Raw genomic sequence first — 24678 nt, forward strand, 5'->3', positions numbered from 1 at the left:
GCCGGTTCGATTTCTCCGGCTGATATTGGGGAACTGGGCGGGGCTTCGGATGAAGCTCCGCCGATTTTTCCCCGCAGAGACTGGACAAGAAGGGGGAGCGACGATGAAGGCAGGCAAATGGATCGGCGGCGCGGTGGCGGTACTGATGCTGTGGGGCTGCGGCGACCGGGTTGATGAGGCAGGCAAAGGGGCGGACCCCCTTGATGTGCCGGTTTCCCTGCTGCCGACACCGGGCCTTCTGCAATTCGCCGACGAGGGCTTGTTCGTGCTGCCCCCCAAGGCAGGGATCGCTGTGGCAGCGGGCGACGAGGGGGCGGCAAAAGCTGCGGCCTTCGTCGCCACCTATGCAGAAAAACTGGTTGGCATCACCCTCACAACGGGTACTGAAGGTGCCGTGCGCTTCGTGCGGCGTGACGGCCTGGGGACAGAAGCCTACCGTCTGAATGTCTCCGGTGACGGTGTCACGATTGAGGCTTCAACTGATGCGGGGCTCCTCTATGGCGGGGTCAGTTTCCTTGAACTGCTGGGGCACGTGCCCGCCCCGGCTGGTGTGCAGCTGAAGGCCCTGACCATCGAGGATTCCCCCCGCTTCGGCTGGCGCGGCCTGATGCTCGATGAAGCTCGCCATTTCCGCGGCAAGGATTTCGTCAAGAAACTGCTCGACCAGATGGCGCTTTTGAAGCTCAACACCTTCCACTGGCATCTGGTGGACGACCAAGGCTGGCGGATCGAGATCAAGGGCTACCCGAAACTGACCGAGGTTGGCGCTTGGCGCGTGCCGGCAGGCCGCGCGGCAGCGGAAGATATCGATCCCGCAACCGGCAAGCCGCGCCTCTATGGCGGCTTCTATACGCAGGATGAGATCCGCGAAATCGTGGCCTATGCCGCCGAGCGCGCCATCACCATCGTGCCCGAGATCGAGGTGCCCGGCCATGCCACCACGCCGATTGCGGCCTATCCGGAACTGGCCGTGAACGATATTCCGGGCGTGACGGCGCCGACCCATGCAGGCTCCGAATGGGGGGTCTATACGACGCTCTTTAACCCTTATGAGCCGACCTTCACCTTCCTTGAAGGCGTGCTCACTGAAATCGTCGACCTGTTCCCCGGTCGCTATGTGCATATCGGTGGCGATGAGGCGGTGAAGGACCAGTGGAAGGCAAGCCCCGGCGTGCAGGCCTTCATCAAGGAAAAGGGCCTGACGGACGAGGAGGCCCTGCAGGGCTATTTTGTCGAACGGCTCGATAAATGGCTTTCGTCGCACGGCCGCATTCTCATCGGCTGGGATGAAATCCTTGAAGGCGGGCTTTCGGAAAACGCGACTGTCATGTCGTGGCGCGGCACCGAAGGCGGGCTTGAGGCCGCCAGCCACGGCCATGACGTGGTGATGAGCCCGTCGCCGACCCTGTATTTCGATTTCCTCGCCACAGAACGCGCCGACGAACAGCCGGGCCGCCCGATCGCCCAATCGCTGAAAACGGTTTACGAGTTCGAGCCCGTGCCGGCCGAACTGGCGGCGGACAAGCGCCACCATATCCTCGGCGCGCAGGCGAATGTCTGGAGTGAACATATGCGCACGGATGACCGGGTTGAAACCGCCATCTTCCCGCGTATTGCAGCGCTCGCCGAAATGGCATGGACCGAAGAAGGCAAGCGCGATTTTGCAGCCTTCCTGCCGCGCCTTGTCGATCAGCTTGGTCGCTGGCAGGCCATGGGGGTCCGGGTTTCCGACACCGGCTTCGCGCCGGCCTTTGCGGCGGACCGCAGCGGCGACCGGGTGAGTGTGACGGTCACAAACCAGCTCGGGTACGGCGACATCCGCTACACGCTTGATGGCAGCGCGCCGACACTGGCCTCGCCCAAAGTGACTGCCCCGCTCGACCTGCCGCTTGAAGGTGTCCTCCGGGCCGCGACCTTTGCGGGCAGCGTGCAGATTGCCGCCCCGCGTGACTTCGGGCTCGATATCGCCTCCCTTCGCACCCGCATGGGGGGTGATCTGAAGCATTGCGACAATGCCTTGCGTCTCAGGCTCGAAGACGACGGCCCGCTTGGTGGTGTGCGCGTGCCCCTCAATATCGATATCATGAAGCCTTGCTGGCTTTACGAAGATGCCGATATGGAAGGCGTGACCAGAATCCGTGTTAGTGTCTCGGAACTGCCCTTCAATTTCGAGCTCGCCTCGGGGATCGCGGCGGTGGAGGTAATGCCGGAAGAAACACCGGGCGGCGAGCTGATCGTCACGGCGCCCGGTTGTGGCGGTGACCGCATCGCCACCCTGCCGCTTGCGCCGATCACCGGCGAGACCGGCGTGGCCGCCATCGAGGCCGATATCGCACCGCAGGGCGAGATGGAAACCCTGTGCTTCCGCTTCACCCGGCCGGGATTCGATCCGCTCTGGGCCATTCACAAGGTAGAACTTATCGCTAATTAGGTGTGAAATAACACCCAAAGATTGTGTCGGCCCAAAAATGCCGTAATCTTCGCCAACAAGGGTCCTGTCACCCCACGGGACCCTTTCGGATGGAGGTTATGAATGAAAGTCGCCTTTTCCGCCCCGGCCGTCGATCTGGTGCCGAGCCTGATGTGGTCGCTTTATGTGCTGGTGCCGCTGGCCCTGCTTTATGCGGCACTGGTGCTGTTCGCCCAGTATGGCACGCGGCATGCCTATCTTGTGGATGAGAAGGTTCTGAACATCCGTCTTTTCCCCTATGAGCAGATCGTACCGCGGGCCGAGATATTGCCTGACTCTTTCCGTCGGGTTGACCTTGAAACCGACGAGGCCCTCGGCCTGTCGCTCCGGCTGAATGGTACCGGGCTCCCGAACCTGAAGGTTGGCACCTACCGGCTGAAGGACGGCAAGGCTGCCTTCGTGCTGGTCACCGATCCCGCCGCCGCCGTTTTCTTCGAGCTTCGCGACGGCAAACGCTATATCCTGAGCGTGGAAAGCCCCCGCGAGTTTGCGGGTGCGCTCGGTCTCGCGTCCTGATCCACAATCGCCAAACAAAGCCTGCCCATGATTGTCACGCTTCACGCCAAGGTCATCTATCTGAAACGCCGGCTGGTGGTGGCCGCGCTTCTGTCGCTCGCCGCTCTTGCGTTCTCGGCTGATCTGTTCCTTTCGCTCGCCGGATTCGGCGATACGGTCGACCCGCCGAATGGTGCGAGTTATCTGTTCGCCATTCTCTTCGGGCTGCTGCTTGTCTTCCTTTTCAGGAGTGCGCGGGACGCCTTCATGGTGCGTACCGATTATCTGGTGCTGACGGAAAAGGGGGCCGAACTGCGCCTGCCCACGCGCCGCAAACTGGGCTGGGATGAAGTTGAAAAGATCATTCTTTACAACGAAGGCACAGCCAGGCTCCGCATCAACCGCAAGGCCGGTGGCGGCATCGATATCCTGATGCAGGATCTGAGCGAGACACCCGACGACATCCGGCAGCGGCTTTCCGAGGCGAGCCGGGTTTTCGGCTTCGAACTGCTCGTCTGACCGAGCTCTTTCCCTAAAATGAAAAGGCCGCGACAGGGAGGGGAATGTCGCGGCCTTTATCGTCTCGGGGCTGGAAGGGGAGGGGAGGATCAGCCCCGCGAGACGGTCTCTATGCTTCTGATACGTCAGGGTGCGGGGGCGTCCTCCGCCACCGGCACTCGCTTGATCGCGCCGAGCACTCGCATTGTCGCAAGCGTGAACACGAACAATAGAAGGCCTGCCGCTGTCAGGTTGCCATAGAGAAGCTGGCCAATACCGAAGAGAAGGGAATAAACGCCTGCCACGCCCCACGCGGCGGCGCGCACACCGCTGCCGACCACGCCGGGTTCGGTGAAGGCTTTCGTCTCCGCCTGGAAGGCCTTGAGCTTGGCTTCATCGGTTCTGGGCGTCAGGAGCGTGACGATCACCCAGCCCGCCGTGGTGATGGCGACCGCCAGCACAAATTTCTCGTGCGAGGCAAGGCCGAGGTCGATGCGGTCCAGAAGGATCGAAACGGCGAAGGAAATGACCATCGCGGCCACTTCTGACCAGGCATTGATGCGGCTCCAGAACCAGCGCAGGATGAACAGAAGCCCGGTGCCGGCACCAACTGACAGAAGTAGGTTGAAGCCCTGGTTGGCGCTTTCAAGCGTCAGCGCGAAAAGCCCCGCGAGCACCATCAGCAGGACGGTGACGACGCGGCCGGCCATCACCTGCTGCTTGTCGGTCGCATCCGGCTTCATGAAGCGAACGTAAACGTCGTTCACCACATACGACGCCCCCCAGTTGAGGCTCGTCGAGATGGTCGACACATAGGCCGCGACGATCGACGCCATCACGAGGCCCAGAAGGCCGGCGGGCAGGAAGGTGAGCATGGCGGGATAAGCCAAGTCGTCCGTCATGATATTTTCCGGCACTTGCGGCAGGGCAGCCTTCAGGCTCGCGATATCGGGGAAGACGACAAGCGAGGCCAGCGCCACAATGATCCACGGCCACGGGCGCAGGGCATAGTGCGCGAGATTGAAGAAGACGGTTGCCGCCACCGCATGGCGTTCGTTTTTGGCCGCCAGCATGCGCTGCGCCACGTAGCCGCCGCCGCCCGGCTCCGAGCCCGGATACCAGCTCGCCCACCACTGAACGGCGAGAGGGATGAGGAGAAGCGGCACATAAACCGCCGGGTCGCTCATGTCCGGCACCATGGGCAGCTTGTCGGCGACATTGGCGTGCGCGAGGAGCGTGTCAAGCCCGCCGACGGATGGATGATCGAGCGCATAGAGGGCGGCGATGATGGCGCCCGCCATGGCGATCACAAAAAGGATCATGTCGGTGACAAGCACGCCGAGGAGACCGCCCGCCGCCGAGAAGATGACCGTCACGCCGCCCGCCACCAGCACCACCATCACGGGGCTGACGTTGAACAGTACGGCGCCGTATTTGATGGCGGCGAGCGTGACGTTCCCCATGATCAGCACATTGAAGAAGATGCCAAGGTAGACCGCCCGGAAGCCGCGCAGGAAGGCGGCGGGTTTGCCGGAATAGCGGCGCTCGTAAAATTCGTTATCGGTGGTGACGCCGAGCCGCCGCCACAGCTTGGCGTAAACGAAGGCGGTCAGCATGCCGGTCAGGAGGAAACACCACCAGGCCCAGTTGGCGGCCACACCGCCGGTGCGGACAAGCCCGGTGACGAGGTTCGGTGTGTCGGCGGCGAAGGTAGTGGCGACCATCGAGGTGCCAAGGAGCCACCAGGGCATATGCCGTCCGCCGAGGAAAAAGGAGGCGCTACTCGCACTCGCCCGTTTGGTGACATAAAGGCCAACCGCAAGGTTGCCGAAAAGCACAAGGGCAACAATCGCCCAGTCGAGAGCCGTCAGATGCAAGGCACCCCTCCCCGGAAAGTGTGAACAGCCACCCCGCCATGCCCCCACGGCGTCCGGGATTGCTGATGTTTGACAACGTTGTCACAAATATGAAGTCTTTGGGCTGCGGAGGCAAGGGAAAAGTGGGCTTGAAAGCGATGGTTTCCGACAGAATGCAGCTTGCATTCTATCCGTTAACGAAATATACAACCGTTAATGATTTGTTAACTTTTTGAGCGCTTGAGCGGCACCCTTGTCATCACTTCCTGAAACTCGGGAGTTTAAAGGGGCGGCACCGATCTGCAGCTCTGACGCAATCTTGGGGGTCGCGAGATGAAGTATCTGTTCTTGGTGTTTTGCGTAGCTGTTGCCGGTTGGTCGGGTGCGGCCAGCGCAGCTGTTAACTTCCATCTGGAAGGCGATATTGCGTGGTACGATTCCGAGGCTCTGGCGAACAAATTTGGCGAGAGCCAGAGCAAGATGGGTACAATTTCTATTGACCTTGAGTTCTCTGACTATCTGACAGACGACGATGCCGTGCGAACCAAGTCATACGCATACGGCAACTTTGCTGCCTATCACTACACCTCGATGAAGGTGACAGTGGGTAATCAAACTTGGCAGTATTCTGGTGGCATTGTGGACCCTGGCAATTATGCCGAAATCTTCGACCGGACGGATGGTTATGAGTACGGCTATGAAGAAATCAATTTTAATGCGACGGAAGATGTCCTGACGGGCAACGGTCTTACGGTCTCCTATTTCAATTCATGGGCTTTCGCACAAGGCGGAGACAATATCTCAAGCACCGATATTGCAAGTATCGGGTCCCTGATCAGTCCTGCATTCGAGACCAATGGGTTTTTCGACACGGAACTTGGCACCGTCTACTTCTTCAAAATGTCGGTGACAGAGATTACCGAGATCGGTGCCCCTGCCATCCCCGAGCCGGCCACTTGGCTGACGATGATCATAGGCTTCGGGCTCGCGGGCATGGCGGTGCGGCGGCGGGGGCGGCAACTGCGCATCGGGTGACAATCTAGCGCAATTGTGATCACGTCGGCGGCGTCTGCTCGCAAAAATGTCATGACTTCCAGGCATTCGGGACTAAAGTATCCGGCCCAAATCATGAAATAAGAAAAGACGTCACGACATGCTCCGCTGGTTTGAAAACCGCCTTGATCCGTTCCCGCGCGAACTGCCCACACAGCCGCCCAAGACGCTTTATGCCTTCTGCCGCCATTATATGCGTGGCACCGAGCCTTGGCTCGCCTTCATGGCGGTGCTCACCACGCTGATCGCGATTGCCGAAGTGTCGCTTTACAGCTTCCTCGGCTCCATCGTCGATCTTCTGGAAGCGCACAGCCCCGAAGATTTCTTTGCGGAAGAAGGCGGCAAGCTGGCGCTGATGGCCTTTGTGCTGATCGTTGCCATGCCGATCATGAGCTTCCTGTCGTCGGCGGTCATTCACCAGACGCTTCTCGGCAATTTCCCGATGCGCATCCGCTGGAACGTGCACCGTTATCTGGTGCATCAGTCGATGAGCTATTTCCAGGACGAGTTTGCTGGCCGCATCGTCACCAAACTGATGCAGACGGCCCTTGCCGTGCGGGAAACCGTGATCAAGGTGCTGGATGTGGCGAACTATGTGATCGTCTATATGGCGGGCACCCTGTTTGTGGTTGCCACCGCCGACTGGCGCCTGATGATGCCGTTTGCAGCGTGGGTCGTGATCTTCGGGCTTCTGATGGTCTATTTCGTACCGCGCCTCGGCAAGGTGGCGCAGGAGCAGGCCGACGCCCGCTCGATGATGACCGGCCGGATCGTCGACAGCTACACGAACATCGCCACCGTGAAGCTCTTTTCGCATTCCGAGCGCGAAGAAGCCTATGCCCGCGAAGGCATGGGGGAGTTTCTGGATACGGTTCACCGCCAGATGCGCCTTGTCACCTGGTTCAACACGGCGCGGGACTGCCTCAACTATGGCACCGTTTTCTCGCTGGCCGTGCTCGGCATCTGGCTGTGGCAGCTGGGGGCGGTCTCCACGGGGGCCATTGCTATCGCCATGGCACTCGCGCTCAGGATCATGGGCATGTCCCAGTGGCTGATGTGGGAAGTCTCCGCGCTTTTTGAAAATATCGGTACGGTGAAGGACGGCATCGGCTCCATCTCGCTGCCGCGCGTCATCAATGATGCGCCGGACGCCAAACTGCTGCCGCCGGTGAAGGGCGAAATCCGGTTCGAGGATGTGGTCTTCAATTACGACCCGACCAAAGCCGTGATCTGCGGGCTCGATCTCGCCATCAAGCCGGGCGAGAAGATCGGCCTTGTCGGCCAGTCGGGGGCGGGCAAATCGACCCTCGTGAACCTGCTGCTGCGCTTCTATGATCTCGATGGCGGGCGCATCACCATCGATGGCACCGATGTGCGCGATGTGACGCAGGATTCGCTTAGGGCCCAGATCGGCGTTGTCACGCAGGATACGTCGCTGCTGCACCGGTCGGTGCGCGACAATATCACCTATGGCCGCCCGCACGCGACGGACGAGGAAATGCTCTCCGCCGCTGAACAGGCCGAAGCCGCCGACTTCATCATGGAACTGAAAGACGCCAAGGGCCGCACGGGCTACGACGCCCATGTGGGCGAGCGCGGCGTGAAGCTTTCAGGCGGCCAGCGCCAGCGCGTCGCGATTGCCCGTGTGCTTCTGAAAAATGCGCCGATCCTTGTGCTCGATGAAGCGACCTCGGCGCTTGATAGCGAGGTTGAAGCTGCGATCCAGGGCCAGCTTTCGAAGCTGATGGAAGGCAAGACGGTGATCGCCATCGCGCACCGGCTTTCCACCATCGCGGCGATGGACCGGCTTATCGTGCTCGACAAGGGCCGCATCGTCGAGGAAGGCAGCCATGCCGACCTGATCGCGCAGGATGGCATCTATGCCCGTCTCTGGTCCCGCCAGTCGGGCGGTTTCCTTGGGCTCGACGAAGAAGCCGAAACGGAAGCCGCGGAATAACCCACGCCGTCATGCCGGGCTCGACCCGGCATCTAGTGGTGTTTGCTGCAGGCATGGCCCCCGGATCAGGTCCGGGGTGACGGGTTTTGGGATCACGGCGCCTGAATGATGCAGCCGTACCAGCCGAGGCCTTCGTAGGTCTCGTAGCCCGGTGTGCGGTGGAAGCCGATGATGGTGCCATCGGGCAGGCTGTAATGGCCCGCGGTTTCGCCCTTCGTGTCCAGATCGATTTTCTCTGTCAGCAGCCCCTTGCCGTCCGACGCGGCAATCACCCGCATCGAGGCATCAAGGAGGAGCGCGCGGGAGCGGCCGGCTTCCTGTTTCGAGAAGCGCACGCCTTCGGTGATGGTACGGGCCTGTGGGCCCCAGTCGAAATGGATGCCGAGAACGCCGAGGATTTCTCCGTCCGCTTCGCCGCCCGCGCGGATGGCGGCGGCATAGGTGGCGACAGGCGCGTTATCGAGGTGCCGGTTGCGGGCAATGTCCGCCACCGAATAATCGTCCCCCGATTTTGTCGCCATGGCTTCCCGGAACCAGCTTTCATCGGCAACCGAGGCGCCTTCGACCTTGTATTGGCCGGGCCGTCCGTTGGCGATCACACGGCCCTTGGTGTCGGCAATCCAGAGATCAAGATAAACGGTATAGGCCGACAGGATCACCCCGAGGCGCTTTGAGGCATATGCCGAGGCTTCGGGGGAGGGCGCGGCGAGGCAATCGACGACCGCGCTGTCGGTGGCCCACCAGCGCACATCGCAGGTGCGTTCATAAAGGTTGCGGTCGATCAGTTCGACGGCGTTGAGGGCGAGGTCCACCATGCGCTGGCCGCGCAGGTGATCCACGATATTGCGGCCGATCAGATCGAGAAGCGCGACCTTCGAGGAAAGCTCGTTGCGCAGCGTGACGGCAATCTCGGCAATTTCCTCGGAGACGCCTTTCACCTCGTTCGCGACAACGGCGAAGCCTCGCCCCGCTTCACCCGCCCGCGCGCTTTCGATCAGCGCATTCAGGGCGAGGATTTTGGTGCGGCCGGTGACGGCCTGGATCTCGGTGATCTTGCTGTCGGTGGTGCCGCGCACATCGGCGGTCAGCGCGATGATCTGGGCTGGGTCCATCTCGTCGATGGTGGTGTCCTCTGCCGCATTGGCGGCGTCCCCGGGACGTACATTTATCATGGTTGCCGTACTCTTTGCTCTTGAAAACAGGGCGCCGGCAGCCTCTTTGGGCAACCGGTTTTCTGGACGGCAATATTTATCTTTGTTGTTGCTTTGCTAGCACATCGATGCTGCATCGCAAAAGAAAGAATTGTTACATCCGAAACGGGGCGGCGGGTCAGTAAACCTCGCCGCTGATGATGGTTTTGATCGCATTCCACTGATCGTCCACCAGCACGAAATCCGCCAAATAGCCCGGCGCGATCTGGCCATGGGTGCGATCCAGCCGCAGGAACTTCGCCGGATTGTGGCTCGCCATCGCCACCGCCACCTCAGGGCTTACGCCCACATCGCGGATCGCGTTGCGCACGGCGGCTGCCATATCGAGGTCCGACCCGGCGAGGGTGCCATCGGTATAGGTGCAGCGGCCATTCACTACATGCACGGTGCGCCCGGTGAGGGTAAACTCCTTGCGGCCATCCACTTCCGGCATGCCGACCGATGGCATGGCGTCCGTCACCAGCATCAGCCGGTCGGCGCCCATGGCTTTCATGGCGACCCGGATGCTGGCCGGATGCAGGTGGAAACCATCGACGATGATACCGGCGAACATGTCATTGTCTTCCAGCACGGCGCCGACCACGCCGGGGGCGCGGCTCGTTGTCGGTGTCATTGCGTTATAAAGGTGCGTCACGCCGGTCGCCCCCGCCCTGATACCGGCCACCGCCTGCTCGTAAGTGGCGTTGGTGTGGCCGAAGGAGATGATGACGCCGGCCTTGGTGAGTGCGGCGATGGTCTCCGGGTTCGTTTCCTCGGGCGCCAGCGTCACATGGGTCACGCCGCGTTTCAGGCTCGTCAGGATTTCGAAAGCTTCCGCGTCGATGGGGCGGAAATGCCTCGCGTCATGTGCGCCCTTCTTGGGTTCCGAAAGGAACGGTCCCTCAAGGTGGATGCCAAGGATGCCCGGTATGCCCGCTTCGATGGCGTCATCCACCGCCTTGAGCGCCTTTCGCATCACGGAGAAGTCGTCGCTGATCAGGGTTGGCAGCATGCCCGTGGTGCCATAGGTGCGGTGGGCAGCCATGATGGCCTCAACGCCCGCTTTTGTGGGCTCGTCGTTGAACAGCACGCCGCCGCCGCCATTCACCTGCACGTCGATATAGCCGGGCACGAGGGTCAGCCCGTCGGCCTCAATCACGTTGGTGTCGTCGTGGGTGTCCAGCATGTCGGCGGGGCCGATATCGCTGATGCGGCCACCGCTGACGCGCACGGCGAGCCCTTCGCGGAAATGGCCGGCATGCAGAACGCGGGCGCCGGTGATCAGGGTCGATTCTTCAGGCATCAGACGGTCTCCGTAACCTTGTTCAGATGCGGCGGTGTATCAGGATTATACCCGCGCAGCACCGACAGTCGATTGACCATACGATAGAAACTCTGGATGAACAGAATGGGTTCGGTGGCCGGGTGCGCGCCTTCAATGACCGGCAGTTCGAGCCCGCCCTTCAGGCCCACACCGGCTGTCATCACCGCCGCACCCCGCGCTTCGAAATCATTCACAAGATCCGGGATGCCGGCGCGGCTTTCGTCCTTCTGGCTCATCACCAGCACCGGGAAGCCGTGGCCGACGATGGCCATCGGGCCATGCTTCACTTCGGCCGCAGAGAAACCCTCAGCATGGATGCCGGAGGTTTCCTTGAACTTGAGCGCGGCTTCCTGCGTGACGGCAAAACCGAGCCCGCGCCCGATGACGAACATATTGCGGGCCGAAATCAGCCGCTCGGCAGCGCCCGACCAGTCAAGGCCCCAGGCGGCTTCAAGGTTGCGGGGCAGGGCCTCAAGGGCTGCCATCAGCTCCTTGTCAGCGCTCCAGTGCGCGACAAGGCCAAGGATGGCGGCAAGCGTCGCGATATAGCTTTTGGTGGCGGCTACACTCAGTTCCGGCCCCGCCGACAGCGGCACCACCACATCGGCGAGCTTGGCAAGCGGGCTGTCGGCCACATTCACAAGCGCCACGACAAAGGCGCCTGACGCCTTGGCTGCTTCGGCGGTGAGCAACAGATCAGGGCTTTTGCCGGACTGCGACACGGCGATGAAAAGGGTGCCTTCCAGCATCTGGCGGGCGGCGTAAACGGATGCAATCGAGGGGGCAGCGGAGGAAACAAGCAGCCCGAGCTTCGTCTCGATCAGATATTTGGCATAGGTCGCGGCATGGTCCGAACTGCCGCGCGCGCAGGTGACAACGGCCCGCGGCTTCATCTCGCGGAGCCTGGCGCCAAGGTCTGCAAGGATGCCGGCGGTGGCGGCAATCTGCCGGGCAACCACAGCGCCGGCGGTGCCGGCCTCGGCGAACATCTTGGTGTCGCTATCCTGAAGTTTTTTTGACATCGTTGTCATCCTTGTCTGGACGGCGCCCTTCTGTCCGTTCAGTCTGCGAGGGGGCCGGGGTTTTGTCTCTATGCGGTCAGTTCGACGACAAAGTCGTACGCGTCGCCGCGGTAATAGGACTGGGTGATTTCCACCGCGCGGCCTTCGGCATTGAAGCCGCGCCGCTCAAGAAGCAGGCCGGGCGCACCGGGGGTGATCCCCAGAAGCCGGGCATTGGTTTCGGAAAAGGCGACAGCCTTGATCCGCTGCAGGGCGCGGACCGGGCGGTTGCCGGTGCGCTCCAGCGCGTCATATAAGGAGCCCTGCACATCCTCGATCGAATTGAGGCAGAAGGCGGGGACAACCGCTGTTTCGATCGCCATCGGCGCATCGTCCGCGTAGCGGATGCGGCGGAAGCGGAACACGCCTTCGCCGGGGGCGAGGCTGAGGCTCAGCGATTCTTCCGGGGTGACCGTGCCCTTGATGCGTTCAAGCACTTTCGAGCGCGCGACCCAGCCGCGGGCTGCGAGGTCTTCCGAGAAGCTTGAAATCCGGGTCAGGCGCTTTTCAAGGTGGGCGGTGACAAAGGTGCCAGCCCCCTGACGGCGGGCCAGAAGCCCGTCCTGCACAAGGCCGTCGAGCGCCTTCCTCACGGTGATGCGCGAAACGTCATATTCCGTGGCTATGTCGCGTTCGGGCGGCAGGGCATCCGACGGGGAAAGGGCGCTCTCTTCAATCGCCTTGCGGATGGCGCGTTGCAGCTGTTGATACAGCGGCAGGCGGCTCGTTTCATCGAGCGGTCCGGCGATCTCCTTGAGCGACATGGGCTTAAAGCTCCCCATAGGTTTCCTGTCCTCACTGATTAGCATATTTTAAGAACCAATGAAATACCAATTTTGACATTGGTTCTATGTTGTGCTTTAGTGGTACCGTTGATAAGCTCATTTTTGTCCTGCGCTGTCATTGAACTTCAGGCGCAGCAAGGCTTCAAGAGGCACGTTATGGTGAAGACATTCGATCTGGTGATTTTCGGCGGCACGGGGGACCTGTCGCGCAAGAAGCTGCTGCCCGCGCTCATTGCCGGTGTGGTGGCGGGCCGGGTCAGCCCGGAAAGCCGGATCTATCTCACCTCGCGTTCGGCGTCGGACGAAACGGTCGCCAGCTGGCTGACCAAGGTTTTCGCCGAAACAGCACCAGCCTGCTACATTTCGGACGATCATTTCGCTGCTTTCGCATCGATGGTGCGTTTCGTGCAGCTCAATCTCGCCGAGGGCGGGGATGACTGGAAGGCACTCGCCGCTGATATCAACAAGCAGGATGACCGTCCGCTTGTTCATTTCCTCGCTGTACCGCCGTCTCTGTTCACGAGCGTGTGCGACCAGCTTGGCGCCAACGGCCTGAACGGCGAGCGCGCCCGCGTGGTGCTCGAAAAGCCGCTCGGGCATGATTATGACAGCGCAGAGGCGATCAATGCCGACGTGGCGCGTCATTTCGGCGAGAACCAGACCTTCCGGATCGACCATTATCTCGGCAAGGAAGCCGTGCAGAACCTTCTGGCCCTGCGCTTCTCGAACATCCTTTTTGAACGCCTGTGGTCCAACCGCACGATCGACCATATCCAGATCACGGCTGCCGAGAATATCGGCGTTGAAGGCCGCGCCGGCTTCTATGAAGGCACCGGTGCGATCCGCGACATGGTGCAGAACCATCTGCTGCAGCTTCTTTGCCTCGTGGCGATGGAGCCGCCCGCCCGGCTGGACGCCGACAGCATCCGCGACGAAAAACTGAAGGTGCTGAAGTCGCTCGAGCCCCTCGAAGGCGACGCCATCGACCGCAACGTGGTGCGCGCGCAATATGCTGAAGGGGCAGTCAACGGCAAGGCTGTGCCGGGCTATGCGGCTGACCTTGGCCTCAAGGAAAAAAGTCAGACCGAAACCTTCATCGCGCTGAAAACCCACCTGCAGAACTGGCGCTGGGCCGGCGTGCCCTTCTACCTGCGCACCGGCAAGCGGCTGCCCGCGCGCTTTGCCGAGATCGTCATCCAGTTCAAGGATGTTCCGCACTCGCCGAACGCGGCGTGGGGCGCCAGCATCAACCCCAACCGTTTCATCATCCGCCTGCAGCCCGAGGATCATCTGGCGCTGCGCGTGATGATGAAAAACCACGATTCGTCGTCGGACGAACTGAAAGAGGTGGAGCTGCGGCTTGATGACGTCGGCGCCAAGGGGCCGATGCGGATGGGGCCTTACCTGCGCCTCATCCTTGATGCCGCCCGCGGCGACCAGAGCCTCTTTGTGCACCGTGCCGAAGTCGCCCACGCCTGGCGCTGGGTCGACCGGATCATCGCACACTGGCAGGCCAAGCCCGCCACGCTCAAGACCTATTCGGCTGGCACATGGGGGCCGTATGAGGCGCACGACCTTATGTCGCGCGATGGCCGCACCTGGTATCACGACGGCAGCGCGGAGTAAGGCGGGTGGCAAACTTCCTGTCGTTCGACAGTCGCGAGGCGATGGTGGCGGCGATCACCGCCGACACACGCGCCCGGCTTGAAGCCGCCCTCGGAGAACGTGGTGAAGCGCGCTGGGCTGTCTCCGGTGGCTCGACGCCCGCACCGCTCTTTGCTGCAATGGCGGATGCTGATCTCGGCTGGCAAAATGTGAAGGTCGCGCTCGTTGACGAACGCTGGGTGGAAGCCGATCATGCCCGCTCGAACACCGCGTTCCTTCGTCGCACGCTTCTGACGGGCAAGGCGGCAGATGCTGCCTTCACGCCGATGAAGGTGCCGGGGGATGACCCGTTTGCCGCTGCTTCGCAAGTGGACGCTGCCTACAAGGCGCTTGATCCGTTTGATCTGGTGCTCCTCGGCATGGGGCCGGACGGACACACAGCCTCGCTCTTCCCGGCAGCTGAAGGCCTTGAAGCCGCGATGCAGCCCGACGGTGCGGCGACCGTGCGGGCGATCCGTGCCAACCGCAGTGAGGTGACGGGGGATGAGGTGCTGCGCCTGACCCTCACGCTTGGTGCGCTCACCCGCGCCGGCGCCGTACAGCTGATGATCACGGGGGACGACAAGAAAGCGGTGTATGATGCCGCAACCGACCCCTCAAGCAACCTGCCCATCGGGCGCGTTGCACGGGCGCTGGGCGACAGGCTCAGCGTCTATTGGGCGGCCTGATCCGCCCTGAACACCCAAGGACTGAAGAGATGACCGACCCCCGCCTTCTCAAGATAACCGACCGTATCCGTGAACGCTCGACCGCCAGCCGTGCCGCCTATATGGCGCGCATCCAGGCGATGCGTGATGCCGGCCCGCAGCGTGGCCGCATGTCCTGCGGCAATATCGCCCACGCGATTGCTGCCTGCGGCGAAGCGGAAAAGCACCAGATTGCCGATGGCAAGGTGCCGAACATCGGCATCGTTTCGTCCTATAACGACATGCTTTCGGCCCATCAGCCCTATCACACGATGCTGCCCGAGCTGAAACGCGCGATCATCGATGCAGGTGGTGTGGCCCAGATGGCGGGCGGCGTGCCCGCCATGTGTGACGGCGTCACGCAAGGTGAGCCGGGCATGGAAATGTCGCTTTTCTCGCGCGATGTGATCGCGATGGCGACGGCAATCGCCATGAGCCACAATGTCTTCGATGGCGGGTTGCTTCTGGGCATCTGTGACAAGATCGTGCCGGGCCTTTTGATGGGTGCGCTTTCGTTCGGCCACCTGCCGTTCGTGTTTGTGCCCTCCGGCCCGATGCCGACCGGCATCTCGAACAGCGAGAAGGCCAAGGTCCGTCAGGAATACGCCCAAGGCAAGGTTGGCCGCGCCGAGCTTCTGGAATCGGAAAGCCGCGCCTACCACAGCCCCGGAACCTGCACCTTCTATGGCACCGCCAACACCAACCAGATGATGCTCGAAATGATGGGCCTGCAACTGCCGGGTTCGAGCTTCGTGGCGCCGAACACCGACCTGCGCACCGCGCTCAATGATGCCGCCTCCGCCCGCGCTGTGGCGCTGGCTGCCGCCGACAAGCCGAAGGGCCTGGCCGACATGGTGGACGAACGCGCCATCGTGAACGCCATCTGCGGACTTCTGGCAACCGGTGGGTCGACCAACCACACGCTCCATATCGTGGCGATTGCGGCAGCCGCTGGCATCAAGGTCACGTGGGGTGATTTCGCAGACCTTTCGAAGATCGTGCCGCTTCTTGCCCGCGTTTACCCGAACGGGCTCGCCGACGTGAATGCCTTTCATGCCTCGGGCGGGACGCCGTGGGTCACGAAGGAACTGCTGTCGGTTGGCCTACTTCATAACGACGGCGAAACGATCCTCGGCAAGGGCCTTGAAGCATGGGGCACCTTCCCCGAGCTTGAAGGTGAGCGCGCCACATGGAAGCCGCTTCCTGCGACGCCTGGTGACGATACCGTGCTGCGCCCCGCCACCAACCCCTTCCAGGCCGAAGGCGGGCTTGAAATCCTTGAAGGGCCGCTTGGTGACTGTGTGATCAAGGTATCCGCCGTGAAGCCCGAACACCGGGTGATCGAGGCACCGGCCATCGTGTTCGAGCATCAGGACGATCTTCTGGCCGCCTTCAAGGCTGGTAAGCTGGAGCGCGATTTTGTGGCCGTGGTCCGCTATCAGGGCCCGAAAGCCATCGGCATGCCGGAACTTCACAAGCTTACGCCGTCCCTTGGCGTATTGCAGGACAAGGGCTTCAAGGTGGCACTTGTGACCGATGGCCGCATGTCCGGCGCATCTGGCAAGGTGCCGGCCGCCATCCATGTCAGCCCCGAGGCTGCGATGGGCGGGCCTATTGCACGCGTGCAGGATGGCGATATGATCCGGCTCGACGCCGTGAAAGGCACGCTTGAGCTTCTGGTGGATGCGGACGAGTTTGCCGCCCGCACGCCATCGAAGGGCCCCGAGCAACCCTTGACCTACGGCCGAGACCTGTTCACCGGCTTCCGCGCGCTTGTTTCCCCCGCGGGCGAAGGCGCCAGCGTATTCACCCATCAGGCTTTCTGAGGACCTCGACCCATGACCGATATCAAGACCATCATGACGCTCGCACCCGTGATCCCGGTGCTGAATTATAAAAGTGCCGAGGAGGCTGTTGCCGTCTCGAAAGCGCTTTACGATAATGGCTTGAAGGTCTTGGAAATTACCCTGCGTCACCCGTCGGCGCTTGAAAGCATTTCGGCGGTTGCCAAAGCGCTGCCGGATGCCGTGGTGGGTGCCGGCACTGTATTGACGCCCGAACTTGCCAAACAGGCGAAGGACGCTGGCGCCGTGTTCGGCGTGAGCCCGGGCCTGACCGAGACGCTTGCCGATGCCGTCAAAGCGCTCGGTTTCGATTTCCTGCCGGGTGTGGCGACGCTTTCCGAAGCCATGCAGGCGCGCGAATGGGGCTTCAGCGAGCTGAAATTCTTCCCCGCCGAAGTTGCAGGCGGTGTGCCGTTCCTGAAAGCTGTCGGCTCCGTGCTGCCGGACCTTACTTTCTGCCCCACAGGCGGCGTGACCGAAGCCTCAGCGCCGAGCTATCTGGCGCTTGATAACGTTGCTGTTGTCGGTGGCTCGTGGCTGACCCCGCGCGGGAGCGACGGCAAGATCGATCCGGCTGCAGTTGGCGAGCTTGCCAAATCGGCGGTTGCCAAACTCGGTCGCTAATTTTCAACAATTGTTGAATTAAGACATCGGAGCGTCTTGCGCTCCGGTGCCCTGCCGTGCCACTCTCGCCCCCGCGCAGTCAGTCAGGGGGAGGGCGAGCAGTGCGGCATATCTATCTGATCCTTGGTTTGCTGATTGTCCTTCTGGGCATTGTCGCCTTCGTATGGGAAGCACCGCTGACCGCCGGGGCGACCGGCCTGCCACACGCCACGATTGATGGCATGAAGGTGGGCGGTGACGCGGCTGCGCGCCTCGATGCGCTCGGAAACGCACCCTATTTCATGCAGTTGATCGTCATCGCGCTTGTCGCGATCCTTTATGATTTCTCGCTGCCCGCACACCGCCGCATTCGCGCCGCGCGCGTCGGCTTCACCCTGCTGGCGCTTGCGGCAGCTGCTGTCTGGACGGCCATCTGGTTTGGCTACCGCGCAGCGGTTGGCGGTGACGAGCCGGCAATTGTGCTCGGGTTCCCGTGGCCTTCCACCGTCGCCATCTGGGGTGTCTGGGGATCGATGCTTGCGTTCGATCTTTTCTATGTGTGGGGTTTCCGTCGCTTCATCCTGCATGCAGACGATGAAGCCGCCTTCGCCGCGCTCGTCGCCGAGATGAAGGCGGAACGCGGGGAGGGCGCGTGATGGACGCTTACGCACACGAGATCATCCTCGGCTTCGTTGCCCTTTACATGGTCTTCTGTATCGGGGTTGGCCTTTGGGCCATGAAACGCACCCACACGGCGGGGGACTTTTTCGTCGCCGGTCGCGGCCTTGGGCCGTGGGTCGTATCGCTTGCCGTTTTCTCCTCCACCCTGTCGGGTTTCGGGTTCGTCGGCGGGCCGGGGCTTGTCTATGCCACCGGCCTTTCCTCGATGTGGATGGCGACCGTGTCGGCCCTCGGCTTCGGGATCGGCTATTATCTGATCGCCAAGCGCATCCGCATGATCGCGGAGCTGCGCGATACGGTCAGCCTGCCCGACCTTGTGATGGCGCGCTATGACAGCAACTGGGCGCGGGGCCTTTCGGCGCTGACGATCCTTCTGGGTGTCATCGGCTATCTGGCAACCCAGATCCTTGCGATGGCGATGGTGCTGCAATCGCTGCTTGCCGATACCGCCATGTTCGCCGGGATCAGCCTTGCGGCCTGTGCGGCGATCTCGTCCGCCGTGCTGATCTTCTATTGCGTCACGGGTGGCATCATTGCGTCCGTTTACACCGACCTGATCCAGGGTTTCGTGATGATGGTGGCCGGTGTGCTCGTCGTCATTGCGGCCATCGGCGTGTTCGATGGCGGGCTTGGCGAGGCGAGCCAGATCCTGATGGACAAGGACCCGGAATCGGCACTGCCCTTTGGCACCATGGGGCCGATGGCGGCGCTTTCATGGTTCTTCCTCTTTGGCTTCGGCTTGTCCGGCCAGCCGCATGTGACGACCAAGATGATGATGAACCGCCGGCTTTCCGATAATCGCATCGTCGTGCCCATCACCGTGATCGGCTACGTGCTCGCGGCCCTTCTCTGGGTATCGATCGGCATGGTGATGCGCGCGCTGGTGATTGGCGACATGCATGCCCCGCTTGGCGCGCCCGATGAAGCGGCCCCCGTGTTCCTGCGCGAATTTGCCAACCCGATCCTTGCAGGTATCGTGTTTGCCGGGCTGTTTGCGGCGATCATGTCCACTGCCGACAGTTTCCTCAATATCGGGGCGGCGGCGATCATCCATGATATCCCGAAGGCGATCCGAGGCCGGTCGCTCACTGCCGAGCTTTTCTGGGCGCGGGCAGCGACCATCGGGCTCAGCATTTTCGCGACGCTTTTCGCTCTTTACAGCTTCTATGAAAACGGCGCCCTGATCGGCTTCCTTGGCGTGTTCGGCTGGGGCACGTTCGCCTCGGCACTGCTGCCGGTCGTGATGTTTGGGCTCAACTGGAAGCGCGCGTCGGCGAGGGCGGCGGTGGCGGCCATCGTTGCCGCACTCGCCATCAATATCGGTTTCTATCTCGCCGGTGTGCGACCGCCCCACGGGATGGATCCGGGCTTTGTGGCCCTTCTCGTGTCCCTCACGCTTTTCATCATCGTGTCGCTGCTCGACAAGCCGAAAAGCCTGCCGAAGGATATCGACCGGGTGCTGGACCTTTAACCTCCGGCGCCCAGCATCATCCGGCCAAAGAAGCGGACCATGTCGGGGATCGCCGAAACCGGCACACGCTCGTCTTCGGCGTGCAGCGTTCTGATCAGCGCCGGGGTCATCGGCACATAGTTGAAGCGGTATTGCGCATCGCTGACGCCCGCATAATGGCGCACGTCGGTGGCCATCAGCACCAGCATGGTGGCAACCGGCGGCGGCGCATCGGGGGTCATGCCCTTGATCGTGTCGCTGATCAGCCGGTAAGCGTCGCTATCGGTGGGGCTGACGGGTGAGGCTGGCGTCATCACGCTGCTTGCAGGCTCCACGCTGATCATGTCGTCCGCGATCACCTCGCGCAGGGTGGCAAGGACGGCCTCGGGCGCGTCGCCGGGGAAAAGGCGCAGGTTGACGGTGGCCTCGGCCACGGTCGGGATCACGTTATCCTTGATGCCGGCCGAAAGGATCGTCGGCACCTTCGTTGTATGTAGGCTCGCCGCCATGTCGGGGGCTTCTTTCATCAGCGCCACAACAAGCGGTTCGGTCAGCCACAGGTTGGCAACCGCCAGCCGCTGCCCGAACGGCAACAGCGGCATCGCGGGCTCAAGCGTGGAGCGTAGGAAGCGCGCATCGTTCGGGAACTCGTAACCCTCCAGCCGCTGGATGGCCTTCGCAAGGCGGCTGATCGCCGTATCCTTGCCGGGGCGCGACGAATGCCCGCCCTGGCCGCGCGCTGTCAGTTTCACGCTCATATAGCCTTTTTCGGCAACGCCTATCAGCGCGACCGGTTCGCTGGTGCCGCCAAACAGGCCGTCGGTCGCAACAGCGCCGCCTTCATCGAGCACGAAGGCCGGCCGTATGCCGGTTTCCTTCAGGTGTGCGGCAATGGCGACAGCGCCTGAGCCACCAACTTCCTCGTCATGGCCGAGGCCCAGAAGGATGGTGCGGGCGGGGGTGTAACCACGGGCAAGGAGCGTCTCGGTGGCCTCCAGAAGCGTGATCAGCGGGCCTTTCATGTCAAGCGCGCCGCGACCCCAGATCATGCCATCCGCCACCGTGCCGGCGAAGGGCGGGTGGGTCCATTCACCGAGTGTGGCGGGGTCCACCGGCACCACGTCCATATGCGCGAGGAACATGGCGGGCTGCAGGCTTGTGTCCTTGCCCGGCCATTCGATGAGGAGGCTGTGGCCCGCGATGCGGGTGACCTTCAGCTGCGAGAAAACATTTGGGAAGGCCTCGCCAAGCCAGGCGTGGAAGGCATCGAAGGCTTCGGTGTCATAAGGGGCACCGGGCGCGCGCGAGATGGTCTCGAAAGTCAGCGCCTTGGCGAGCTTGGCGACGGCTTCTTCTTCGTTCACCGCGAAGGCTTCGGGGGCAGCGACAGGTGCGGGCATGCCCGGCGCCATCAGTGTGCGGCCAACCATGACGGCGGCCAGAACCGCGAGAAGCGCCACAACAGACAGAATCAGCCGACGTACCATTCCCGTATCCTCCAAATTCCTGAACTGGCGTCACATTAGGAACAGTTAGCCATGCTAACAAGACGCAAATGCCGCAGCAGCCATAACGGATGGGGCATATCAGGGAGCCTCGCCCGTTCGTGAACGCCCGTGCGTTTGCAAATGGGGTGCGCTGCCGTATAGGCTGAAGCCGGATTTGAGAAGGATATGAGACATGGCCGACAGTTTTGATTATGACCTTTTCGTCATCGGTGCAGGCTCGGGCGGCGTGCGGGCCGCGCGGATCGCTTCGGGCTTTGGTGCACGCGTGGCGGTGGCCGAGGAATATCGCGTTGGCGGTACCTGCGTGATCCGCGGCTGTGTGCCGAAGAAGCTGATGGTCTATGCCTCGCACTTCGCCGAGGAGTTCGAAATGGCAAGGGGCTTTGGCTGGAAGGTCGGCGAGGCCCACTTCGACTGGAAAGCCTTTATCACCGCCAAGGATGCCGAGATCGACCGGCTGAACGGCCTTTATATCCAGACGCTGAAGAATGCGGGTGTCGAGATCATGATGGGCCGCGCCGTCATCACCGGTCCGCATGAAGTGACGCTGGGCGACAAGCTGGTCACCGCCAAAACCATCCTCATCGCCACCGGCGGCACACCGACCGTGCCGGATATCCCGGGGGCCGAGCATGCCATCACCTCGAACGAGGCATTCCATCTGCCGGACCTGCCGGACCATGTCGTGGTCGTGGGCGGGGGCTATATCGCGGTCGAGTTCGCGGGCATCTTCAACGGCATGGGCGCGAAGGTCACCCAGCTTTACCGGGGCGAACAGATCCTGCGCGGTTTCGATGATGACCTGCGCAGCCGGCTGGCGACCGAGATGCAAGCCAAGGGGATCGACCTGCGGTGCGGGGTCAATGTTACCGAAATCGAAAAGACCGCGTCGGGTGTGCACCTGAAGCTCACCGATGGTTCAACGCTTGACGCGGGTGCGGTGATGTTTGCCACCGGCCGCAATCCGCATACGCAAAATCTGGGCCTGCGCCGGGCCGGTGTCGCGCTTGATGATGCGGGCGGGGTGATTGTCGACAAATATGGCCGCACCACCAACCCGGCGATCTATGCGGTGGGCGACGTGACAAACCGGGTGGCGCTGACCCCTGTCGCCATCAAGGAAGGCCACGCCTTCGCGCTGACCCTTTATGGCAACACGCCGACATCGCCCGAGCATGACGCGATCCCGACCGCCGTTTTCTCGCAGCCGCCCATCGGCACGGTCGGCCTGTCGGAAGGAGATGCCGTTGCAATGGGCCATGAGGTGACGGTCTATGTGTCCGACTTCCGGCCGATGAAACAGACGCTCGCCGGCGGCGTTGAGCGCGCTTTCATGAAGCTCGTTGTCGACCGGAAAACCGACAAGGTGCTTGGTGCTCACATGATCGGCGCGGATGCAGCAGAAATCATTCAGGGGGTGGGGATTGCGGTGAAGGCCGGTCTCACCAAGGCCGATTTCGACCGCACCGTGGCGGTGCATCCGTCGGCGGCCGAAGAATTTGTACTGATGCGCACGCCGCGCAGCAATTAGGCATCAGGCCGCAGCATGGGGGGTGCGGCAATATCGCCCGCGACAAGCGCATATGGCGAGTGTTATTAGTTTTTCTCCGTCGCCTTTCAACGATATTCAAGGTACGACGGAAGGGAGGGGCCCGGCTTTAGTATTTGTGCCGTAGTAAAAAACAAGGACGATCCATATGAGTGCAGAGATCCAGCATCTAGAATCCGCCGTGGTTCGCTTCGCAGGTGATAGTGGTGACGGCATGCAGTTGACGGGCGGCCGTTTCACCGCCACGACTGCCCTCTCGGGGAACGACCTTGCGACCTTCCCCGATTTCCCCGCCGAGATCAGGGCGCCCGTCGGCACCACCTTCGGCGTGTCTGCCTTCCAGATCAATTTCGGCGCCAAGGCGATTATGACGGTGGGCGACCGCCCCGATGTGCTGGTGGCCATGAACCCGGCAGCCCTGAAGACCAATCTTGGCGATTTGCGCTCGGGCGGTGTGCTGGTGGTGGATACCGGCACCTTCAACCCGCGCAACCTGCAGAAGGCGGGCTATGATGCCGACCCGATCGAGGCTGGCACCCTGAAGGATTACCAGCTGATCGAGATCGATATCTCGAAGCTCACGCTCGAAGCCGTGAAGGATTTCGGCCTTGGCAACAAGGAGGCCCTGCGCTGCAAGAATATGTGGACGCTCGGCCTGATGCTCTGGATGTTCAGCCGCAAACGCGAGCCGGTGACAAACTGGCTGCAGAAGAAATTTTCGAAGGCGCCGACGCTCGCTGACGCCAATATCGCCGCGCTCAACGCCGGCCACGCTTTTGGAGAAACGGCCGAGCTTTCGGCCACCCTGAAGCGCTATCAGATCGACGCGGTGAAATCCGAACCCGGCCTTTACCGCACCGTCACAGGCAGTCAGGCGATTTCGTGGGGCATCGTGGCCGGGGCGGAACTTGCCGGGCTTAATGTCATGTTCGGCTCCTATCCCATCACCCCGGCATCGCCCGTGCTGCACACACTTTCCGGCATGAAGGAACTGGGCGTCGTCACCTTCCAGGCGGAGGATGAGATTGCGGCAGTTTGCGCCGCGCTCGGGGCCTCCTATGGCGGGGCGCTTGGTGTCACATCCTCGTCCGGGCCCGGTATCGCGCTCAAGGGCGAAGCCATCGGGCTTGCCATCTCGACCGAACTGCCGCTCGTCATCATCAACAGCCAGCGCGGCGGCCCCTCGACCGGGCTGCCGACCAAAACCGAACAGTCGGACCTCTATCAGGCCATTTATGGCCGCAACGGCGATGCGCCCCTGCCGGTCGTTGCCACCTCGTCCCCCGGTGACTGTTTCGATGCCGCCATCGAGGCCTGCCGGCTGGCCGTGAAATACATGACCCCCGTGATGCTGCTCACCGACGGCTTCATCGCGAACGCTGCCGAGCCGTGGAAGATCCCCGATCTTTCCACTTACGCACCCTTCAAGGTGCAGTTCGTGACCGAGCCGGGCGAGGCGGGCTTCAACCCTTTCAAACGGGACGAGAAGACGCTGGCCCGCAACTGGGCGATCCCCGGCACACCGGGCTGCGAACACCGGATCGGCGGTATCGAGAAAAGCTTCGCGACGGGGCACATCTCCTACGACCCCGCCAACCATCAGAAGATGACCGATACCCGCGCCAACAAGATTGCCGGTATCGCGAACGATATCCCGGCGCAAACAATCGATCAGGGCGAGGCGACGGGCGACCTGCTGGTCGTCGGCTGGGGTTCCACCTACGGCCCGATTTCGGAAGCCGTGCGGTGCGCGCTCGCCGAAGGGCTGAAGGTATCCCACGCCCATATCCGCTATCTCAATCCCTTCCCGGCGAACCTCGGGGACCTGATGAAGGGCTTCAAACAGATCATGGTGCCGGAAATGAACCATGGCCAGTTGAAGACGGTGCTGCGCGACACCTATCTTGTCGACGCCAAGCCCTTCACAAAAGTATCCGGCCAGCCGTTCAAGATTGTCGAAATCCTGGATGGCATTCGCGCCATGCTCGGCGCATAATCGAGGG

19 protein-coding genes are annotated in these 24678 nt (G+C 62.1%); 13 read left to right on the forward strand and 6 right to left on the reverse strand.

Features of this window, described 5'->3' with window-relative positions; all coding sequences use genetic code 11:
* Positions 1-103: 103 nt before the first annotated feature.
* From OU694_RS13635 to OU694_RS13645, 3 genes are all read left to right on the forward strand, one after another.
* Positions 104-2431 (forward strand): beta-N-acetylhexosaminidase, encoded by a 2328-nt coding sequence (locus OU694_RS13635; RefSeq protein WP_308911563.1) that lies wholly within the window; start codon positions 104-106, stop codon positions 2429-2431.
* Positions 2432-2533: 102 nt separating this feature from the next.
* A complete protein-coding gene (locus OU694_RS13640) occupies positions 2534-2986 on the forward strand; it encodes a PH domain-containing protein (protein ID WP_308911564.1) in 453 nt (150 codons plus the stop codon).
* Between the two features lie 27 nt (positions 2987-3013).
* Positions 3014-3484 carry a hypothetical protein gene (locus OU694_RS13645; RefSeq protein WP_308911565.1) on the forward strand — a complete coding sequence of 157 codons (471 nt, stop codon included), beginning with the start codon at positions 3014-3016 and terminating at the stop codon, positions 3482-3484.
* A 125-nt stretch (positions 3485-3609) separates the two neighbouring features.
* Here the strand turns inward: OU694_RS13645 and OU694_RS13650 are convergent, their stop codons facing one another.
* A complete protein-coding gene (locus OU694_RS13650; RefSeq protein ID WP_308911566.1) occupies positions 3610-5340 on the reverse strand; it encodes a sodium:solute symporter family protein in 1731 nt (576 codons plus the stop codon).
* A gap of 312 nt (positions 5341-5652) precedes the next feature.
* Here OU694_RS13650 and OU694_RS13655 point away from each other — a divergent pair, with 312 nt between their 5' ends.
* Positions 5653-6354, forward strand: a complete 702-nt coding sequence (locus OU694_RS13655; RefSeq protein WP_308911567.1) for a PEPxxWA-CTERM sorting domain-containing protein — start codon at positions 5653-5655, stop codon at positions 6352-6354.
* A 118-nt stretch (positions 6355-6472) separates the two neighbouring features.
* Entirely contained in the window at positions 6473-8329 is a 1857-nt protein-coding gene (locus OU694_RS13660) for an ABC transporter ATP-binding protein (protein ID WP_308911568.1), read from the forward strand.
* 92 nt (positions 8330-8421) lie between these two features.
* Here the strand turns inward: OU694_RS13660 and OU694_RS13665 are convergent, their stop codons facing one another.
* The 4 genes from OU694_RS13665 to OU694_RS13680 all read right to left on the reverse strand — a co-directional run bounded on the left by OU694_RS13665 (position 8422) and on the right by OU694_RS13680 (position 12668).
* On the reverse strand, positions 8422-9501 hold the full coding sequence (locus tag OU694_RS13665; protein WP_308911569.1) for a methyl-accepting chemotaxis protein: 1080 nt from the start codon (positions 9499-9501) through the stop codon (positions 8422-8424).
* A gap of 157 nt (positions 9502-9658) precedes the next feature.
* Positions 9659-10822 carry an N-acetylglucosamine-6-phosphate deacetylase gene (gene nagA, locus OU694_RS13670; protein WP_308911570.1) on the reverse strand — a complete coding sequence of 388 codons (1164 nt, stop codon included), beginning with the start codon at positions 10820-10822 and terminating at the stop codon, positions 9659-9661.
* Positions 10822-11874 carry an SIS domain-containing protein gene (locus OU694_RS13675; RefSeq protein WP_373460380.1) on the reverse strand — a complete coding sequence of 351 codons (1053 nt, stop codon included), beginning with the start codon at positions 11872-11874 and terminating at the stop codon, positions 10822-10824. Before OU694_RS13675 ends, nagA begins: the two co-directional genes overlap by 1 nt.
* Positions 11875-11933: 59 nt before the next feature.
* Positions 11934-12668 carry a GntR family transcriptional regulator gene (locus OU694_RS13680; protein ID WP_289503792.1) on the reverse strand — a complete coding sequence of 245 codons (735 nt, stop codon included), beginning with the start codon at positions 12666-12668 and terminating at the stop codon, positions 11934-11936.
* Between the two features lie 177 nt (positions 12669-12845).
* Here OU694_RS13680 and zwf point away from each other — a divergent pair, with 177 nt between their 5' ends.
* The 6 genes from zwf (at position 12846) to OU694_RS13710 (ending at position 19639) form a co-directional block, all read left to right on the forward strand.
* Positions 12846-14315, forward strand: coding sequence for a glucose-6-phosphate dehydrogenase (gene zwf, locus OU694_RS13685; protein WP_308911572.1), 1470 nt, complete (start codon positions 12846-12848; stop codon positions 14313-14315).
* A gap of 5 nt (positions 14316-14320) precedes the next feature.
* Complete coding sequence (gene pgl / locus OU694_RS13690; protein WP_308911573.1) at positions 14321-15022, forward strand: 6-phosphogluconolactonase; 702 nt, start codon at positions 14321-14323, stop codon at positions 15020-15022.
* A gap of 29 nt (positions 15023-15051) precedes the next feature.
* The gene (edd, locus tag OU694_RS13695) at positions 15052-16866 is read left to right on the forward strand and encodes a phosphogluconate dehydratase (protein ID WP_308911574.1); all 1815 of its coding nucleotides are present in this window, start codon (positions 15052-15054) and stop codon (positions 16864-16866) included.
* Between the two features lie 12 nt (positions 16867-16878).
* Positions 16879-17508 carry a bifunctional 4-hydroxy-2-oxoglutarate aldolase/2-dehydro-3-deoxy-phosphogluconate aldolase gene (eda, locus tag OU694_RS13700; RefSeq protein ID WP_308911575.1) on the forward strand — a complete coding sequence of 210 codons (630 nt, stop codon included), beginning with the start codon at positions 16879-16881 and terminating at the stop codon, positions 17506-17508.
* 101 nt (positions 17509-17609) lie between these two features.
* A complete protein-coding gene (locus OU694_RS13705; protein WP_308911576.1) occupies positions 17610-18143 on the forward strand; it encodes a hypothetical protein in 534 nt (177 codons plus the stop codon).
* Entirely contained in the window at positions 18143-19639 is a 1497-nt protein-coding gene (locus OU694_RS13710; RefSeq protein ID WP_308911577.1) for a sodium/proline symporter, read from the forward strand. Before OU694_RS13705 ends, OU694_RS13710 begins: the two co-directional genes overlap by 1 nt.
* Here OU694_RS13710 and OU694_RS13715 read toward each other — a convergent pair.
* On the reverse strand, positions 19636-21105 hold the full coding sequence (locus tag OU694_RS13715) for a M20/M25/M40 family metallo-hydrolase (RefSeq protein ID WP_308911578.1): 1470 nt from the start codon (positions 21103-21105) through the stop codon (positions 19636-19638). The two genes, OU694_RS13710 and OU694_RS13715, sit on opposite strands and share 4 nt — an antisense overlap.
* A 193-nt stretch (positions 21106-21298) precedes the next feature.
* On the opposite strand from OU694_RS13715, the gene gor reads away from it, so the two are divergent.
* Positions 21299-22657, forward strand: a complete 1359-nt coding sequence (gene gor, locus OU694_RS13720) for a glutathione-disulfide reductase (protein ID WP_308911579.1) — start codon at positions 21299-21301, stop codon at positions 22655-22657.
* Between the two features lie 166 nt (positions 22658-22823).
* Positions 22824-24671, forward strand: coding sequence for a 2-oxoacid:acceptor oxidoreductase subunit alpha (locus tag OU694_RS13725; RefSeq protein WP_308911580.1), 1848 nt, complete (start codon positions 22824-22826; stop codon positions 24669-24671).
* The last annotated feature ends 7 nt before the right edge of the window (positions 24672-24678 follow it).

The sequence above is a fragment of the Pseudokordiimonas caeni genome (assembly GCF_026719705.1).
Taxonomy (GTDB): Bacteria; Pseudomonadota; Alphaproteobacteria; order Sphingomonadales; family Kordiimonadaceae; genus Gimibacter; species Gimibacter caeni.

Excerpts from the sequence above, each read along its gene's own strand:
- OU694_RS13635 (WP_308911563.1), top strand. The coding sequence starts at position 104 with ATGAAGGCAGGCAAATGGATCGGCGGCGCGGTGGCGGTACTGATGCTG.
- OU694_RS13640 (WP_308911564.1), top strand. The coding sequence starts at position 2,534 with ATGAAAGTCGCCTTTTCCGCCCCGGCCGTCGATCTGGTGCCGAGCCTG.
- OU694_RS13645 (WP_308911565.1), top strand. The coding sequence starts at position 3,014 with ATGATTGTCACGCTTCACGCCAAGGTCATCTATCTGAAACGCCGGCTG.
- OU694_RS13655 (WP_308911567.1), top strand. The coding sequence starts at position 5,653 with ATGAAGTATCTGTTCTTGGTGTTTTGCGTAGCTGTTGCCGGTTGGTCG.
- OU694_RS13660 (WP_308911568.1), top strand. The coding sequence starts at position 6,473 with ATGCTCCGCTGGTTTGAAAACCGCCTTGATCCGTTCCCGCGCGAACTG.
- OU694_RS13665 (WP_308911569.1), bottom strand. The coding sequence starts at position 9,501 with ATGATAAATGTACGTCCCGGGGACGCCGCCAATGCGGCAGAGGACACC.
- nagA (WP_308911570.1), bottom strand. The coding sequence starts at position 10,822 with ATGCCTGAAGAATCGACCCTGATCACCGGCGCCCGCGTTCTGCATGCC.
- OU694_RS13675 (WP_373460380.1), bottom strand. The coding sequence starts at position 11,874 with ATGACAACGATGTCAAAAAAACTTCAGGATAGCGACACCAAGATGTTC.
- OU694_RS13680 (WP_289503792.1), bottom strand. The coding sequence starts at position 12,668 with ATGTCGCTCAAGGAGATCGCCGGACCGCTCGATGAAACGAGCCGCCTG.
- zwf (WP_308911572.1), top strand. The coding sequence starts at position 12,846 with ATGGTGAAGACATTCGATCTGGTGATTTTCGGCGGCACGGGGGACCTG.
- edd (WP_308911574.1), top strand. The coding sequence starts at position 15,052 with ATGACCGACCCCCGCCTTCTCAAGATAACCGACCGTATCCGTGAACGC.
- eda (WP_308911575.1), top strand. The coding sequence starts at position 16,879 with ATGACCGATATCAAGACCATCATGACGCTCGCACCCGTGATCCCGGTG.
- OU694_RS13710 (WP_308911577.1), top strand. The coding sequence starts at position 18,143 with ATGGACGCTTACGCACACGAGATCATCCTCGGCTTCGTTGCCCTTTAC.
- OU694_RS13715 (WP_308911578.1), bottom strand. The coding sequence starts at position 21,105 with ATGGTACGTCGGCTGATTCTGTCTGTTGTGGCGCTTCTCGCGGTTCTG.
- gor (WP_308911579.1), top strand. The coding sequence starts at position 21,299 with ATGGCCGACAGTTTTGATTATGACCTTTTCGTCATCGGTGCAGGCTCG.
- OU694_RS13725 (WP_308911580.1), top strand. The coding sequence starts at position 22,824 with ATGAGTGCAGAGATCCAGCATCTAGAATCCGCCGTGGTTCGCTTCGCA.